A 16570-nucleotide genomic window follows, 5' to 3' on the forward strand; every position below is an offset into this window, starting at 1 on the left:
GCCGGGGCTAGCCTATTTCTGACGATGCATCAGATTCGGACGAGGGGCGGACGATGACGAATCCGGTGGAGGGCGTCGACGACGCGGCGGGCCACCCGCCGCTGTGCGGCACCGCGGTCCGCGGGCCCGGCCCGGACCTCGGCGAGTAACCGCGCCATGGACCTCAGCTGCACACCGGAGGAGGAAGACTTCCGGGCCCGGCTGCGCCGGTGGCTCGGCGAGGTGCTGCCGAAGCTGCCCGCACCGCCCGCCGCGACCGACTGGCCCGGCCGCCGGGCGTACGACACCGCCTGGCAGCGGATGCTCCACGACGCCGGATACGCGGGCCTGCACTGGCCGCGGGACGCCGGCGGGCAGGGCGCCACCCCCGCCCAGCACCTGATCTTCCTGGAGGAGACCGAGCGCGCCGGCGCTCCCTATGTCGGCGCCAACTTCGTCGGCCTGCTGCACGCCGGGCCCACCCTCGCCGCCGAGGGCACCGCCGAGCAGCGTGCCCGCTGGCTGCCGCCGATCCTGCGCGGCGAGGAGATCTGGTGCCAGGGCTTCAGCGAACCGGACGCCGGCTCCGACCTCGCCGCGCTGCGCACCCGGGCCGTCCGCGACGGGGACGACTACGTCATCACCGGCGCCAAGATCTGGACCTCGCACGCCGAGGTCGCCGACTGGTGCGAACTCCTCGTCCGCACCGACCCGGACGCGCCCCGGCACCGCGGCATCAGCTGGCTGGCGCTGCCGATGGACGCGCCGGGGGTGACCGTCCGGCCGCTGCGCACCCTCGCCGGTTCGGCGGAGTTCGCCGAGGTGTTCCTCGACGAGGTGCGGGTCCCGGCAGCCCACCGGGTCGGCGCGGAGAACGACGGCTGGCGGGTGACGATGGTGACGCTGTCCTTCGAGCGCGGCACCGCCTTCGTCGGCGAAGTGGTCGCCTGCCGCCGGGTGCTCGGCGAGCTGGCCGGGGCCGCCCGCGCCAACGGCCGCTGGGACGATCCCGTGCTGCGCCGCAGACTGGGCCGGCTGAACGCGGAGTTCACGGCGCTGTGGCGGCTGACCCAGTGGAATGTGAGCGAGGCGATGCGGGGCGCCGCGCGCGGGGGGCGGCGGGGGAGCGGCGGGGTGCCGGGCACCGGCGGCTCGGTCTTCAAGCTGCGCTATTCGCACGCCCGCCAGGAGCTGTACGACGCGGCGGCCGAGGTGCTGGGCGCCGGTGCGCTGGACGCGGACCACCCATGGGTCGCGGACCGGCTGTCGTCCCTCTCGTACACCATCGCGGCCGGTACCTCCCAGATCCAGCAGAACATCGTCGCCGAGCGCATCCTCGGCCTGCCGAAGGGGCGGTGACCGGGCGGTGGATTTCCAACTCAGCGATGAGCAGCGGGCATTGAAGGACGGCACCCGGGAGCTGCTGGCCGGGCGGTTCGGCCGGGACCGGCTGCGGGCGGCCGTCGAGGACCCCGTACCGGACCGTGCGCTGTGGTGTGAGCTGGGCGCGGCCGGGTTCTTCGCGCTGCGGTTGCCGGAGCGGGACGGCGGGGTGGGGCTGGGGCTGCCGGAGGCGGTGCTGGTCCTGGAGGAGGCCGGGCGGGCGCTGCTGCCCGGACCGCTGGTGGCGTGCCAGCTGCTGGCCGGGGTGGTGGACGGGGTCGCGGCCGGCGAGCGGATCGTCGGGCTGTGCGACGGGGCGCGGCAGCCGCTGCTGTGGGAACACCCGGCCGGCTGCGATGAGTTGATCTTGCTGGAGGGTGTCGACGGCCGGGCCGGCGGCGAGGGTGGCGGCCGGGCGGAGGGCGCACAGGGGCGCACGGGCGGTGCGTACCGGAGTGTGCCGGCCCGGGTGTCCTGCGCCCCGTTTGCTTCCGTCGATCCCCTCACTCCGCTCGCCCGCGTCCTGGACCTGCCGGGCGCCGAGCCGGTGGCCGTGGAGGTGCCCCGGCTCCGGCGCGAGGCCGCGTTGCTCACCGCGGCGCAGCAGCTCGGCAGCGCCGTCCGTACGGTCGAGATGGCGGCCGGCTACGCCCGCGAGCGCGAGCAGTTCGGCGTCCCCATCGGCTCGTTCCAGGCCGTCAAGCAGCTGTGCGCGCAGATGCTGGTACGGACGGAAATCGCCCGGAGTGCGGTCTATGCGGCGTCGGTCACGGAGAGTGCTCTCGACATCACGGGCGCCAAACTGCTCGCCGACGAGGCCGCGGTACGCAACGCCCGGGACTGTTTGCAGGTCCACGGCGGAATGGGCTTCACCTGGGAGGCCGATGTCCATCTGCACCTCAAGCGGGCCTGGTGGCATGCCGAACGCTGGGGAACGGCGGGCGAGGCCGAGGAACTGCTGGCCGCGGGCCTGATCACCTGACGGCGCGGAGGCGAAGGCCGGGACGGGGGTGCGGGGTGGCTGCCGATGTCAGACTGTGGCACTCCGTGTACGGAATGTCGGACTCACCAGGCAGAAGCGGTCACGGAGTGTCGATATCGGGTTGTGTCCTAGGCGTGACTCGTCACAGGGGGGAGTCGGCGTTCCGCTCGGGTACTCTCCGTTGGGTGCGAGTGGTTCTGTGGCGCAACGAACCCGGCGCCGTCGGCAGGGCGGCTCCGGGGTACGGACTGCGCGCCGCTCGCCTCAGGCAGGGGCCCGGTTGTCCCCCTTGTTCGACTCCCCGCAAAGTGCGTCGCACAGTATGCAGGACGCATACTCCCTTGCGCTGGAATATGCCCGAAGCGCTTGTTGGGGTGACTGAACGTCAACCATGCTGTGCTTCGCCGGGGTCACGCACCGTGACCTCGTGGAGGCGCGAGGCGATGTTTCCGCCGGTTCGGATGGTGTGAGCGGTGCAGGTGCTTCAGGTGCAATTGGACGTACGGCCTGACCCCGCGGAGGTGGGGCGGGCCCGGCGGTGGGCCCGGTCGCGGCTCGTGGGTTCCGGCATAGGGATCGATGAGCCACTCGCGGAGACCTTGATCCTGTTGATCTCCGAGCTCGTCACCAACGCCGTGGTGCACACCGGCGCGGCGGCTGAGCTGCGGATGTGTTTCTCCGGCTCGGGTGCCGTGGTGGGCACGGTCCGGGTCGAAGTGGTGGACGCCAGCGCCCGCCCGCCGCGCCAGCGGCACGCCGACGGTGACGACACCAACGGCCGCGGCCTGGAGCTGGTCGACGGTCTGGCCGACCGCTGGGGCTGGCAGCAGGAAGGCGCCGGCAAGCGGATCTGGTGCGAGGTGGACCGTGGCCGCCCGCTGCTGATGGCGGCCGGAGTCGATATCGGGACGTATGAGCCCTCTTGTGCGGTGTCACGCACCGTGACGCATCAGGCGTAATCGCGTCGATCGGCGTACAACCGGCGCTCCTCCACCAGAACCGGCATTCCGGTCGTCACGCATTTAGTCCAGACCAGGTGTTGACGTGGCGTGCCCACTTGATCACTCTTGGGTGAAGCGATGCGTCGCGAGGGGACGCCGAGGTCGTGCGGACCGGGATTTTCGGTCCGGGTCTTGGCGAGTGCGGATCGCGGCCCGGTCGGGGGCCCGGCGAGTGCCGGGGGAGGGTGGCGGTCCGCGGTGCCGTGCTCGGGGCGCGCATGAGCGCACCGCCGCCTGACCGGCCGGGCGCCGTCGAGTCGCCGGCCGGTGCGGCCGGCGACTCGGCTCGGCCGCCTCAGAGGATCGCCACGGGGGCGACCGGCGCACCGGCCCCGCCGACGAACGGTTCGGCCACCGCGGACAGGAAGAAGGCGAAGCGGCCCTCCTCCGCACAGGCCGCCGACAGCTCCTCCAGATTCCAGTTCTGGCCCTGGAGCATGCCCATCTCCACGAGATGGAGGGCGTGCACCGGCATCCACAGGTTCTCGATCTCCGGCGGGAAGATCTCGAAGGTCAGGGTGTCGTTGGCGACCGCCGCGACCCCGCGGGCGTGGAACCACTCCGGGGTGCGCAGGGACAGGCCGGGGGACGGGAAGGCGTAGCCCTGCCGGTCACCGGCGAGATAGTGCCGCAGCTGGCCGGTCCGGACGAGGACGATATCGCCGGCCCGGACCGTCGTCCCGGCCAACTCCTCGGCGGCGTCCAGATCCTCCGGAGTGACCGCGTGCCCGCCGGGCAGCCCTTCGGTGCCGTGCACCCGGGCCACGTCCAGGAGGACACCGCGGGAGGCGATCGGGGTGGCCTTCTCCAGGCCGAGGGCGGTGGCGCCGCCGTGTGCGGTGACCGAGCCGGCGGGGCGGTTGTTGTAGAGCCGTCCGGAGTGGGAGACATGGGCCAGGCCGTCCCAGTGGGTGGCGGCCTGGAGGCCCATGGTGACCGCGTCGTCGGAGGTCGCGACCGTACCGGGACCGAAGATCTCCTGGTTGATGGCGGTCATGGTGTGTAGCGGATTGACCCGGCCCGGGATCACGCCGGTCTGTACGCCGTCCTGTTGGAGAGGGAGGGCGAGCGGGATCCGGCGGCCGCTGCGGATGCTGCCGGCGGCCTCCCGGACGACCTGATGGGTGATCAGGTTGAGGGTGCCGATCTCGTCGTCCACGCCCCAACGCCCCCAGTTGTTCACGCGTTTGGCGATGTCATGGAACTCCTGGGGCAAGGGCATGGGGCCTCCTCGGGGCGGCCGGGGCCTGGTTCGGCCCGGGGTCTTGTGTTCGTACCGGGTCTGCTCAAAAATCTAACGGTCCGTCAGAAACTGCGGGAAGGGTCACGGCATGGGGAACTTCTTGGCCGGCAAAGTGATCGCCGTAACGGGGGCGGGCCGCGGCATCGGCCGGGCGGTCGCCCTGGCCTGCGCGGAACAGGGCGCGAAGGTCGTCGTCAACGACTACGGGGTCGCCATCGACGGCGGTGAACCCAGCAGCGAGATCGCCGAGTCCGTGGTGAAGGAGATCGAGGCGGCCGGCGGGATCGCGACCGCCGTCGCCGACGATGTGTCGACCATGGCCGGCGGCCAGCGGATCGTGGACACCGCGCTGGCGCAGTACGGACGGATCGACGGCGTGGTGTGTGTGGCCGGGATCCTGCGCGAGCGGATGCTCTTCAACATGACCGAGGAGGAGTGGGACCCGGTCGTCGCCACTCATCTGAAGGGGACCTTCACGGTGTTCCGGGCGGCGGCCGCGGTCATGCGCCGCCAGAAGTCCGGGACCCTGCTCGGCTTCACCAGCGGCAACCACCAGGGATCCGTGTCCCAGGCCAACTACTCCGCCGCGAAGGGCGGGATCATCTCGCTGGTGCGGAGCGCCGCGCTCGGGCTGCACAAATACGGGGTGACGGCCAACGCGGTGGCGCCCGTCGCCCGCACCCGGATGTCGGAAAAGGTGCCGATGGAGCTGACCGAGATCGGTGAGCCGGAGGATGTGGCGGCACTGGTCGTCTATCTGCTCAGCGAGCGGGCCCGGGAGGTCACCGGCCAGGTCTATACGGTCGCCGGGCCGAAGATCGCCGTGTGGGCCCAGCCGGTGGAGCTGCGCTCCGTGTATGCGGAGGGGGGCGGGTGGACGCCGGAGCGGGTGGCGGAGGTGTTGCCGGGGGCCGTGGGGGCGGATCCGATGCCGATGCTTGCGCGGGTGGCCGAGATGGCGAGTGCCTCCGCGGCGGCGAAGGCGCGGCAGTAGCGGGCCCACGTTGTCGGCTGTCCCGCCGTGGGGGCCTCGTTCTTTCGCCTGCGGCGGGCCGGGCCGCTGCGCGGGGCTTTCGGGGTGCGGTGACGGGCCTCCGGGGCCTGGTGCGTGGACTGCTTCGCTTTACGTCCACACACCAGGCCCCTCCGGCCCGTCCCCTCCCGGGGGTGGGTTGGTTTTGGTGGGTGGGGGCGGGCGTGGGAGGTCGGCGTGGACTTTGAGTTCGGGGACGAGGACGAGGCATTTCGGGCGGAGGCTCGGGAGTGGCTTTCGGGGCATCTCGTCGGTGCTTACGCCGAGTTGGCCGGTGTGGGTGGGCCCGGGAGTGAGCATCTGGGGGCCGGGGTGCGGCGGGCGTGGGAGCGGGAGTTGGGGAGTGGGGGGTGGATCGGGCTCGGGTGGGAGTGTGCGGAGGGGGCGTACGGGAACCGGGTGGGGAGTCTGACCCAGCAGGTCGTGTGGGCCGAGGAGTATGCGCGGGTCCGGGCGCCGGGGCGGGTGGGGCACATCGGGGAGAATCTGCTGGCGCCGACGCTGATCGCGGTGGGGGACGAGGCGCAGCGGCGGCGGTTTCTGCCGGCCATCGCCCGGGGGGAGGAGCTGTGGTGCCAGGGCTACAGCGAGCCGGAGGCGGGGTCGGATCTGGCGGGGCTGCGCACGGTGGCGGTCCGGGACGGCGGTGGCTATCGGGTCAGCGGGCAGAAGATCTGGACGTCGCTGGCCGGGGAGGCCGACTGGTGCTTCGTACTGGCCCGGACGGATGGGCGGGAGCGGCGGCACCGGGGGCTGTCCTTTTTGCTGGTGCCGATGGATCAGCCGGGGCGGATCGAGGTGCGGCCGATCCGGCAGATGTCGGGGACCGCGGAGTTCAACGAGGTGTTCTTCGACGGGGCGCGGGCCGCGCATGTGGTGGGCGGGGAGGGCGCGGGCTGGCGGGTGGCGATGGGGCTGCTGGCGCGGGAGCGGGGGGTGTCCACGCTCGTGCAGCAGATCGGGTTCGCCGCGGAGCTGGCCGCAGTGATCGCTGAGGCGGTGCGCTGCGGGTCGCTGCGGGATCCGGTGCTGAGTGAGCAACTCGTACGGCAGTGGGCCGAGTTGCAGGTCATGCGGTGGAACGCGCTGCGGACCCTGGGGGCCGCCGGGGACGTGGGGGCGCCGAGTGTGGCGAAGCTGCTGTGGGGTGGCTGGCATCAGCGGCTGGGGGAGCTGGCGATGCGGGTGCGGGGGGCCGCGGCGGCGCTCGGGCCCGTCGACTGGAGTGCGCGGGCGCCGTACGAACTGGACGCGCTCCAGCGGCTGTTCCTGTTCACCCGGGCCGACACCCTCTACGGCGGCTCGGACGAGATCCAGCGCAACATCATCGCCGAGCGTGTGCTCGGCCTGCCCAGACTGGAGCGGTGATGAGAGGCGTCATATTCGACGGCGAGCAGCCCCGGGTCGTGGACGATCTGGCGGTGCGGGACCCGGGGCCGGGCGAGGTGCTGGTCGGGATCCGGGCCGCGGGGCTGTGCCACAGCGATTTGTCGGTGATCGACGGGACGATTCCGTTTCCGGTGCCGGTGGTGCTGGGACATGAGGGCGCCGGGGTGGTCGAGGCGGTGGGCGCGGGGGTCGGGCATGTGGTGCCCGGCGACCATGTGGCGCTGTCGACGCTGGCCAACTGCGGGGCATGCGCGGAGTGTGACCGGGGGCGGCCGACGATGTGCCGGAAGGCGATCGGGATGCCGCAGAAGCCGTTCCGGCGGGGCGAGCGCGAGCTGTTCAGCTTCGCGTCGAACTCGGCGTTCGCGGAGCGTACGGTCGTCAAGGCGGTGCAGGCCGTCAAGATCGCCGAGGATATTCCGCTGACCTCCGCCGCGCTGATCGGGTGCGGGGTGCTGACCGGCGTCGGGGCGGTGCTCAACCGGGCGAAGGTGGACCGCGGGGACTCGGTCGTGGTGATCGGCGCCGGTGGGATCGGTCTCAATGTGCTCCAGGGGGCGCGGATCGCCGGGGCGTCGGTGATCGTGGCGGTGGACGCCAACCCGGCGAAGGAGGACGTGGCCCGGCAGTTCGGGGCGACGCACTTCATCGATGCGTCGGCGGTGGCGGACAGCGTCAAGGCGGTGAAGGAGATCCTGCCGACCGGCGCCGACCACGCCTTCGAGTGTGTGGGCAGCACCCGGCTGATCCGGCAGGCCGTCGATCTGCTGGACCGGCACGGCCAGGCGGTGCTGCTCGGGGTGCCGCCGGCCACCGCGGAGGCGTCGTTCCTGGTGTCGTCGATGTACCTGGACAAGTCGATCCTGGGCTGCCGTTACGGGTCGGCGCGGCCCCAGCGGGACATCGCGCTGTACGCCCGGCTGTACCGCGAAGGGCGGCTGCTGCTGGACGAGTTGGTGACCCGGACGTACCCGGTGGAGGACTTCGCGCGGGCGGCGGACGATGCGCATCACGGGCGGGTGGCCCGGGGGGTGCTGACCTTCGGGTAGCGCCTGGTGCTGGCCCGATCCTGAGGAACCCTGGCCTTCCGGCCACTCGTTCCGCCCGGGGGTGACGAACGAAGCTGTTCCGGTGACCCAGACACCCGAACTACCCCTGCGCGAGGTGGTCCCCGCCCCTGCCCCCGCGCCCGGCCGGCGCCGCCCGCACCGGGCCTGGTCCGTCGCCGCCGTCACCTTCCTCACCCTCATCGGCGCGGCGGGCTTCGCCTCCCTCCCCGGTCTGCTCATCGAGCCGCTGCACTCTGAGTTTCACTGGTCGCGCGGCACCATCGGCTTCGCGGTGTCGGTGAACCTCGCGCTCTACGGGCTGACGGCGCCGTTCGCCGCGGCGCTGATGGACCGGTTCGGCATCCGGCGGGTGGTGGCGCTCGCCCTGGCGGTGATCGCGACCGGCGCCGGGCTGACCATCTTCATGACCGAGAGCTGGCAACTCGTCCTGTACTGGGGCGTGCTGGTGGGTCTGGGCAGCGGCTCGATGGCGCTGGCCCTCGCGGCGACGGTCACCGGCCGCTGGTTCACCGCCCGGCGCGGGCTGGTCACCGGCATCCTCACCGCGGCCGGCGCCTCCGGGCAGCTGATCTTCCTCCCGGCCCTCTCCTGGATCATCGAGCGGTACGGCTGGCGGCCGGCCACGGTGACCGTCGCGCTGGCCGCGCTCGCCGTCGTCCCGCTGGTGTGGCTGCTGCTGCGCGACCACCCGGCGGATGTGGGCGTCGCGCCGTACGGGGCGGCAGAGTTCGTCCCCAAGCCGCCGCCGCAGCGGGGCGCGGCCCGGCGTGCCGTACGGGCACTGATCGCGGCGGCCGGTACGGGTCCGTTCTGGCTGCTGGCGGGCACCTTCGCGATCTGCGGCGCCACGACGAACGGCCTGGTCAAGACGCACTTTGTGCCCGCGGCGCACGACCATGGCATGCCGATGACGGCGGCCGCCTCGCTGCTCGCGGTGATCGGCATCTTCGATATCGCCGGAACCATCGCGTCCGGCTGGTTCACCGACCGCTTTCACACCCGCCGGCTGCTGGCCACCTACTACGGACTGCGCGGCCTGTCGCTGATGTTCCTGCCGCTGCTGCTGTCCGACACCGTCCACCCGCCAATGGTCTTCTTCATCGTCTTCTACGGTCTCGACTGGGTGGCGACCGTCCCGCCGACCCTCGCCCTGTGCCGCGAGCACTACGGGGACGACGCCGCGATCGTCTTCGGCTGGGTGCTGGCCGCCCACCAGGTGGGCGCCGCGCTGATCGCCTTCCTGGGCGGCCTGGCGCGCGACGCGTTCGGTACGTACAACCCGGTCTGGTATGCCTCGGGCGCACTGTGCGCCGTCGCGGCGCTGATGGCGCTGGTCATCCGGGAGGGACGGGCGGGTGCCGGGGGCGGGCGGGTGGTCGCGGCCCAGGGGTGATCACCAACACAGGCCGGAGAGCGCCGTGTTGGTGGGAAGCGCGCCCGCCCGGGGCATCATCCCGGTGAGAGGGGTGATGGGGATGGGGATGACGGCGGTCGGGGCCGGCAGGGCTGAGGGGGCTGGTGAGGCCGACGGGAGCGGGGCGGGCGGAGTGGTCGGTACGCACCGGCGGGCCGCTGAGCCCGAACCCGTCGGCCCGGTCTGGAGCGGCCGGACCCTGCTGGTGTCGATGGCGGCGCTGCTGGCCGAGGCCGTCATCACGACGGTCGGGCTCACCCTGTACTCCTTCATCCAGGAGGGCCCGTCCGGCAATGGGTTCATGGCGGCGTTCGTGCTGCCGTTCGCACTGGTCCTCGGCGCGCTCCCCGGCTTCGTGCTGACGGCCACCCTGGTGCTGCCCACGCTGTCGCTGGCGCGCCGGGCGGCCCGGTGGGGAGGGTGGCAGGGGCGGCCGACGTGGTGGTGGACGGTGGCCGCCGCCCCGTTCACCGCGGCCGGAGCGACCCTGGCGTACGGGACGGTGCTCGCGCTCCTCACCCGCTCGGTGGGGCCGCCGCGGGCCTACCTCGTGTGCTGGCTGGCGCTCAGCGCGGCCGCCGTTCCCGCGGCGCTGCTCGCCGCGGTCGCCGGACGGGGCGCCGGGGGCCGGCGAACCGTCCGGCTGGTGCTCGTCGTGGTGGGCACCGGCTTCCTGGCCGCGTTCGTGCTGGGCGTAGGCGTTCTCGCGACGGGCCTGTAGTCCGCGTACGAGGGGCCAGGGGGGCGGTGCTCGTCGGCGTAGCGCCGCCCTCACGGGGCGAAGTGCCCGAAGGCTCCCCGGTGGAAGAGGAGCGGGCCGTTTCCGGCGGCGGCCGGGTCGGTGCCGAGTGCTTCGACGCGGCCGACCACGATGAGGTGGTCGCCGCCGGTGTGGACGGCCTGGACCGTGCAGTCGATCCAGGCGGGGACGTCCGCCAGCCGCGGTGAACCGGTCACCGGCGCGGCCCCGTAGGGGACCCCCGCGAACTTGTCGCCGCCGCTGACCGCGAACCCGCGGCAGAGCTCGCCCTGGCCGGCGCCGAGCACATTGACGCAGAAGACCCCGGCGCGGGCGATCCGCGGCCAGGTGGTCGACGTGCGCGCCACCATGAACGTCACCAGCGGCGGGTCGAGGGAGAGCGAGGCGAAGGACTGGCAGGCGAACCCGGCCGGGCCTGGCTCCCCGGGGGCCGTGATCACCGTGACGCCGCTGGCGAAGTGCCCCAGTACGGAGCGGAATTCCGCCGGGTCAAGAGGGGCGCGCTCGTCCTCGCCCACGGCACGCAGCGCGGGCCGCGGCAGCGCGGTGGCAGGGGACGGTGCGGCCGCCGTGGTGGGCGCACCGACGGAGCGTAGGTACCGCACGACCGTGGCCGCCATTCCCGCATGTCCCATCATGTCTCCCATTGAATCTGATGGAGTGTCAGATGTGAAGGCGTGCGGAGCGGGCGCCACCCGCAGGTGTGGTTTCCCGTGCTTCCGGGATGATCCGCGGTGGATTCAGGGGAGATTGGGGGCTGGATTCCTGATTGCGTGTCGTCCGCGCGGGTAGCGTCCACTGCGGCCGCGTCCGTAGCCGAGCACGGGGGAGAGTTCCGGTACATGGCCGATGCGAGAGCGCCATCAGCTTCGTCTGCCGCGTCACCCACCTTCGACGAGGTCTTCTGCGGGCTGCTGCCCCGGCTGTACCGAAGGGCGGTGATGCTGGCCGGATCGAGACAGTCCGCGGAGGACGTGGTGCACGAGGCCTATCTCAAACTCGCGGCCCGCCCCCAGCGCTTCCTGGCCCATCCCGAGCCCTATGCCTATGCCTTCACCGCCGTCCTCAACGTCGCCCGCGACGCCTACCGCAAGGACCGGCGCCAGGTGCTGGTCGACGGCATGGAGGGCGTCGAGGAGGCCGGTGCGGGCGGCGGCGCCGGTGGCGCGTCCGGTGGGGCGCCCGGCGGCTGGGACGGCGGGGTGGAGCGGCGGCAGTCCGAGATCGAAGCGGTGCGCCTGTTGGGGAAGTTGTCGCACCGGCAGGCCGGCATCGTCATCCTCGTCGACCTCGACGGCTACACCATCGACCAGGCCGCGAAGATCATGAAGGTGCATCGGGGCACCGCCGCCCGCCATCGCGCCCGCGCGCTGGACAGGCTGCGCGCCTACCTCGTTGAATCGGAGCACGGGCAGGCCGGGAGGTGAGCGGCACGGTGGACGTGGGGCCACGGTACGACGGCGGTGCGGGCGCGGCGGGCGGTGACGGCCCGGGCCACGGCGGTGGCCGGGGCGACGGCGGCGGGGACGATGCCGAGGCGCTGCTGCGCGCCCGACTGCGGCTCGCGGACGAACAGATCGAGACACCGCCCGGCCTGTGGGACCGCATCCGGGAGCCGGGCACCGCACCGGCACCCGCCGTGGTGCCGCTGCCCGGAAGGCGGCCGCGGATGGTCGTGCTCGTCGTGGCGGCGGCGGTGGCCGCGGTGGCACTGGGGGTGTGGTGGCTGGTGCGCCCCGGGCCCGTCTCCGTACGGCCGGCGGGGCCGACCCCGACGGTGAAGATCACCGTCTACAACAGCGAACGGGCCTGCCGCACGGGCCGTTCCCTGGAGTGCGCGCTGCGGCTGGCCAAGGATCCGCGCGCCAAGTACGCCGCGCGCGGCAACTCCGCCGGCCGGGTCTGGCACGGCGATGTGCTGGCCGCGCGCTGTGTGGCGACGGACGGCCGGATGGTCCGCGACGAGGCGGGCATCACCTCCACCCGCTGGTATCTGGTGACCAGCGGGCAGGGGGTGCGGGGCTGGCTGCCGGGGGTGCGGACGCGGAACACCCGTGAGGTACCGGAGTGTTCGGAAGAGTAGGCCCCCCGTGCGGGCTGTGGGAGGTCAGCGGCCCCGGAACTCCGGGCGGCGGCGCGCCACGAAGGAGGCGACGCCCTCCTGTGCGTCCGCCGTCGTCATATTGATCTCCTGGGCGGTGGCCTCGGCGGCGAAGGCCGCGCTCCGGTCGCTGTCGAGCGAGGCGTTGACCAGCTGTTTGGTCAGGGCCAGTGCGCGGGTCGGGCCGGCCGCCAGCCGCTCGGCCCACTCCCGGGCCGTCTTCGCCAGCTCGCCGTCCGGCACGACCCGGTTGACCAGACCCAGCCGTTCCGCTTCGGCGGCCGACAGGGCGTCCCCGAAGAACATCAGCTCCTTGGCGCGCTGCGGGCCGATCAGCCGCGGCAGGAGGTAGGCGCCACCGCCGTCCGGGACCAGGCCACGGCGGACGAACACCTCGATGAACCGGGCCGATTCGGCGGCCAGCACCAGGTCGCAGGCGAGCGCGAGATGGGCGCCGAGCCCGGCCGCGGTGCCGTTGACGGCGGCGATGACCGGCTTTTCGCAGTCCAGCACCGCCGTGATGAGCCGCTGGGCGCCGCCCCGGATCATCCGGGCGACATCACCGGCGACCCGCTCGCCGGCCGGCGGCCCGCCGCGCAGATCGGCGCCGGCGCAGAAGCCCTTGCCGGTCGCGGTGAGCACGACGGCCCGGACATCGGGGTCGGCCGAGGCGTCGGCGAGCCGGCCGATGAGGCGTTCGCGCTGGTCCCAGGTGACGGCGTTCATCGCGTCGGGCCGGTTCAGGGTCAGCCACGAGACGCCGTTGTCAGTGGCGTGCAGTATCAATGAATCGGCGGCATCGGCGGCATCGGCGGCATCGGCGGCATCGGCGGTATCGACCGTATCGACGGTGTCGACGGTGTCGACGGGTTCCGCGCGGGTGGCGGGGCCGGCGGGCTCGTCGGGCACGGCGGGGGGAACGGAACCGGGGGACGGTGAGGGCGACATGGGGGAGCGGCTCCAGAGGGTGCGGTCGGGGCGGGCACGGCGGCCGGCGAGGTGGCGGCCCACGGCCTGGGCGCGGGCCTGGGCATGGGTGCGGGCGTGGGTGTGGGTGTGGGTACGGGTGTGCTCAACGGCAGACGGCGAGCGCGTCGAGGGCCACGGCGCCCTGTCCGCGCGGCAGCACCACCAGCGGATTGATGTCCAGCTCGGCGAGTTCATCACCGAGTTCCAGCGCCATCCGCTGCACTCTCAGGACGGTCTCGACCAGCGCGTCGAGGTCCGCGGGCGGCGCCCCGCGCACACCGTCCAGGAGGGCCCGGCCGCGGAGTTCGTCGAGCATCGCGCGCGCCTGGTCCTCCCCGAAGGGCGGTACGCCCACCACGACGTCCCGCAGCACCTCCACCAGCACCCCGCCGAGGCCGACGGTCACGGTCGGCCCGAAGAGGCTGTCCCGGGTGACGCCGACGACCATCTCGATGCCCCGCTCGATCATCTGGCAGACCAGCACCCCGTCCAGCGGCACGTCTTCGTAGCGCGCGATGTCGGTGAGCTCGCGATAGGCGTCCCGGACCTGGCTGGCCGAGGTCAGCTGGACCTTGACCAGGCCGAGTTCGGTCTTGTGCGCGAGCTGCGGCCCGGAAGCCTTCATGACCACGGGATAGCCGACCAGGCTCGCGGCCCGTACGGCCGCCGCCGCGCTGGTCACCAGCTGTTCCCGCGGGACCCGGATGCCGTAGGCGCGCAGCAGCTGCTTCGCCGCGTGCTCGCTGAGCTGCTGGCCCGGCCGCATCAGGGCCTGTGCCTTGCGCGCGGACGGGGACAGGACGCGCGGGGCGTCGTCGAAGGGCGAGCGGTAACCGTCGACGAAGCGGTGGTGGTCGAGGTAGGCGCGGACAGCGGTGATGCAGTTGGCGAAGGTGCGGAAGGTCGCCACCCGCGAGGAGCCGAGGAGGGTACGGCGGTAGGCGTCCTCCGTGCCGACCGGCGAGCCCCACACCACACACACCAGCTTGTCCGTCTGCTCCGCCGCGTCCACCAGATCCTGCGCGAGCTTGTCGCTCATCGGTGGGAAGGGGCCGGTGATCGGACAGATCAGTACGCCGATGGCGGGGTCGGCCAGGATCGCGTCGAGGATCTTGCGGCCGCGCCAGTCGCCGACCGGATGCCCGCCGTTGTCGACCGGATTGGCGACGTGCAGGTACTCCGGTATCCACTGGTGCAGTTCGGCCTGCTTGGCGGCGCCGAGGGTGGGCAGCCGCAGGCCGGCCGCGGTCGCCAGGTCGGAGAAGTGGGCGCCGGTGCCACCGGAGATCGAATAGACGGCGACGCCCTCGGCGGTGGGCTTCCTGGCGCGGGCCAGCAGCGCCGCGGTGTCCTGAAGCTCGTCGAGCCCGTCGACCCGGATCACCCCGAACTGCCGCATCGCGGCGTCCACGACCTCGTCCGCGCCGGTGAGCTTGCCGGTGTGCGAGGCGGCCGTGCGGGCGCCGGTCTCGGTGCGGCCGACCTTGACGGCGACGACGGGCACCTTGTTACGGGCGGCCCGGTCGGCGGCCAGCAGAAAGCTGCGGCCGTCCTTGAGCCCTTCCACATACGCCGCGATGGCCCCGACCTCGGGGCGGGTGGCGAAGTAGGAGAGGAAGTCGGCGGTCTCCAGATCGGCCTCGTTGCCGGTGGGCGCCCAGTGCGAGAGGCGGATGCCCAGCTCCTGGAGGCTGAAGACGGGACGGCCCTGGTGGCCTGACTGGGTGATCAGGGCGATGGCCGGCCCGTCCAGGTCCGTACGGAACTTCTCGAAGGCGTTGAGGTTGGTGTTCGGGCCGAGCAGCCGCAGCCCGGAGCGGGCGACGGCCTCGGCCAGCCGCTCCTGGGCGGCCGCACCCCGCTCGCCGGTCTCCGCGAACCCGGAGGCGAAGGCGACCGCGAACTTCACCTTGGCCTCGGCGAGTTGCTCGATGACCGGCAGCGGGTCGCCGACCAGGAGGACCGCGAGATCGACGGGCTCCGGCAGATCGGCGAGGGAGGCATGGCAGGGCCGCCCGAAGACCTCGGTGCGTCCCGGATTGACGGGGTGCAGCCGGGCACCGACCCGTTCCGCCCAGGCGATCAGCTGACGGGTGATGCCGGTATTGGGACGGCCCTCGGTGTCCGAGGCGCCGATCACCGCCACGGACTCGGGCCGGAAGAACCGGTCCAGGTCGGGCACGGGCGCGTGCAGCGGACGGCCGCTGACATCCCGGTCGACGGGGCAGGCGCCCTGGCCCCCGCCGTCGCGATGCGGTTCACTCATGCCGTGGACGGTGTGTGGTGGTTGCTCCCCACAGGCCACGACGCGGGCCGGCCGGGAGTGAGTGGTGAGGGTGCCGTGAGTCGATCCAAGCATCGCAGACGCCCGCTCCTGTGTGACGGCTCTCCATAACTGACGCATAGTCAGATTACTGAACTGACGCCATGTCAGCTATGGGGTTGCAGGGGAAAGCTTGTGCGGCCCTTGGTTGCCCGCTGCCCGCTGCCCACTGCCCGCCGTCCGTTGCCCGCTGCCGGTCCCGGGTGGATCGTGCGGTCCCCTTGCGCGTCCGGCTCGGCTTCGGTTGAACTGACGTACCGTCAGGGACGGGTTGTCTCGGTTGTCTCCCTGCTCGTGAGGAGCCGGCAGGCATGGTCGTTCGACGAGGTGCTGGGGGTGTTCCGGTGAGGGCCAGGGCTGGTACGGAGACGCGGAGTGCGGAGGCGCGGAGTACGGGGAGCCGGGGTGTGGCGGGTGGCGTGGCACGGAGCGCCGCGCGGTTCGATCTGCCGGAGGTGGACGACTTCACCCGGCCGTATTGGGACGCGGCGGCCGAGGGGCGGCTGCTGCTGCGCCGCTGCCGGGCCGAGGGCTGCGGTGCGGCCCACCACTACCCGCGCGAGTTCTGTCCGTACTGCTGGAGCGAGGACGTCGGCTGGGAGCCGGCCACCGGCCGCGCCACCCTCTATACCTGGTCGGTCGTGCACCGTAACGATCTCCCGCCGTTCGGCGACCGGGTCCCGTACGTCGCGGCCGTGGTCGATCTCGCCGAAGGCCCCCGGATGATGACCGAGATCACCGACTGCCCGGAGCCGGAGCTACGGATCGGGATGCCGCTGTTGGTGCACTTCCGGGGTGCGGGTGTGGGTGTGGGTGTGGGTGCGGGCGCGGACGAGGGTGGCGGCGGGGCCGAGGGCGCCGTGATCGCCGTCCCCGTCTTCCGCCCGGCGTGAATCCGCGCCCCGGGGGGCGCGGCCCCGCCC

At 72.7% G+C, this 16570-nt stretch carries 15 protein-coding genes; 11 read left to right on the plus strand and 4 right to left on the minus strand.

The genetic code is table 11. The features are described 5' to 3' along the window. Positions 1–156: 156 nt before the first annotated feature. The 3 genes from AC3EUV_RS22530 to AC3EUV_RS22540 all read left to right on the plus strand — a co-directional run bounded on the left by AC3EUV_RS22530 (position 157) and on the right by AC3EUV_RS22540 (position 3303). Positions 157–1338 carry an acyl-CoA dehydrogenase family protein gene (locus AC3EUV_RS22530; RefSeq protein WP_432143001.1) on the plus strand — a complete coding sequence of 394 codons (1182 nt, stop codon included), beginning with the start codon at positions 157–159 and terminating at the stop codon, positions 1336–1338. A 7-nt stretch (positions 1339–1345) separates the two neighbouring features. Further along, entirely contained in the window at positions 1346–2344 is a 999-nt protein-coding gene (locus AC3EUV_RS22535) for an acyl-CoA dehydrogenase family protein (RefSeq protein ID WP_435603727.1), read from the plus strand. Positions 2345–2817: 473 nt separating this feature from the next. Then, positions 2818–3303: an ATP-binding protein gene (locus AC3EUV_RS22540; protein WP_432143003.1), complete on the plus strand. Its 486-nt coding sequence runs from the start codon at positions 2818–2820 to the stop codon at positions 3301–3303. A gap of 337 nt (positions 3304–3640) precedes the next feature. On the opposite strand, the gene AC3EUV_RS22545 is transcribed toward AC3EUV_RS22540, so the two are convergent. Next, positions 3641–4567, minus strand: coding sequence for a cyclase family protein (locus AC3EUV_RS22545; protein ID WP_435603728.1), 927 nt, complete (start codon positions 4565–4567; stop codon positions 3641–3643). Between the two features lie 109 nt (positions 4568–4676). On the opposite strand from AC3EUV_RS22545, the gene AC3EUV_RS22550 reads away from it, so the two are divergent. From AC3EUV_RS22550 to AC3EUV_RS22570, 5 genes are all read left to right on the plus strand, one after another. After that, a complete protein-coding gene (locus tag AC3EUV_RS22550; protein WP_432143005.1) occupies positions 4677–5582 on the plus strand; it encodes an SDR family oxidoreductase in 906 nt (301 codons plus the stop codon). 216 nt (positions 5583–5798) lie between these two features. Continuing rightward, positions 5799–6989 (plus strand): acyl-CoA dehydrogenase family protein, encoded by a 1191-nt coding sequence (locus tag AC3EUV_RS22555; RefSeq protein WP_435603729.1) that lies wholly within the window; start codon positions 5799–5801, stop codon positions 6987–6989. After that, positions 6989–8059 (plus strand): Zn-dependent alcohol dehydrogenase, encoded by a 1071-nt coding sequence (locus tag AC3EUV_RS22560; protein ID WP_432143007.1) that lies wholly within the window; start codon positions 6989–6991, stop codon positions 8057–8059. The genes AC3EUV_RS22555 and AC3EUV_RS22560 overlap by 1 nt, the downstream gene beginning before the upstream one ends. An 82-nt stretch (positions 8060–8141) precedes the next feature. Further along, complete coding sequence (locus AC3EUV_RS22565; RefSeq protein WP_435603730.1) at positions 8142–9473, plus strand: MFS transporter; 1332 nt, start codon at positions 8142–8144, stop codon at positions 9471–9473. A gap of 88 nt (positions 9474–9561) precedes the next feature. Continuing rightward, positions 9562–10215 carry a hypothetical protein gene (locus AC3EUV_RS22570; RefSeq protein ID WP_432143009.1) on the plus strand — a complete coding sequence of 218 codons (654 nt, stop codon included), beginning with the start codon at positions 9562–9564 and terminating at the stop codon, positions 10213–10215. A gap of 50 nt (positions 10216–10265) precedes the next feature. Here AC3EUV_RS22570 and AC3EUV_RS22575 read toward each other — a convergent pair whose 3' ends face one another. Then, entirely contained in the window at positions 10266–10901 is a 636-nt protein-coding gene (locus AC3EUV_RS22575) for a flavin reductase family protein (protein WP_432143010.1), read from the minus strand. 195 nt (positions 10902–11096) lie between these two features. Between AC3EUV_RS22575 and AC3EUV_RS22580 the strand changes: the two genes are divergently transcribed. Then, positions 11097–11681, plus strand: a complete 585-nt coding sequence (locus AC3EUV_RS22580) for an RNA polymerase sigma factor (protein ID WP_432143011.1) — start codon at positions 11097–11099, stop codon at positions 11679–11681. An 8-nt stretch (positions 11682–11689) separates the two neighbouring features. Continuing rightward, a complete protein-coding gene (locus AC3EUV_RS22585; protein WP_432143012.1) occupies positions 11690–12337 on the plus strand; it encodes a hypothetical protein in 648 nt (215 codons plus the stop codon). 24 nt (positions 12338–12361) lie between these two features. Here the strand turns inward: AC3EUV_RS22585 and AC3EUV_RS22590 are convergent, their stop codons facing one another. After that, the gene (locus AC3EUV_RS22590) at positions 12362–13264 is read right to left on the minus strand and encodes an enoyl-CoA hydratase/isomerase family protein (RefSeq protein ID WP_435603731.1); all 903 of its coding nucleotides are present in this window, start codon (positions 13262–13264) and stop codon (positions 12362–12364) included. A 163-nt stretch (positions 13265–13427) separates the two neighbouring features. Continuing rightward, positions 13428–15683, minus strand: coding sequence for an acetate--CoA ligase family protein (locus AC3EUV_RS22595; RefSeq protein WP_435603732.1), 2256 nt, complete (start codon positions 15681–15683; stop codon positions 13428–13430). 383 nt (positions 15684–16066) lie between these two features. Between AC3EUV_RS22595 and AC3EUV_RS22600 the strand changes: the two genes are divergently transcribed. Then, on the plus strand, positions 16067–16540 hold the full coding sequence (locus AC3EUV_RS22600; protein WP_432143015.1) for a Zn-ribbon domain-containing OB-fold protein: 474 nt from the start codon (positions 16067–16069) through the stop codon (positions 16538–16540). Positions 16541–16570 lie beyond the last annotated feature (30 nt).

The sequence above is a fragment of the Streptomyces sp. bgisy130 genome (assembly GCF_057708345.1).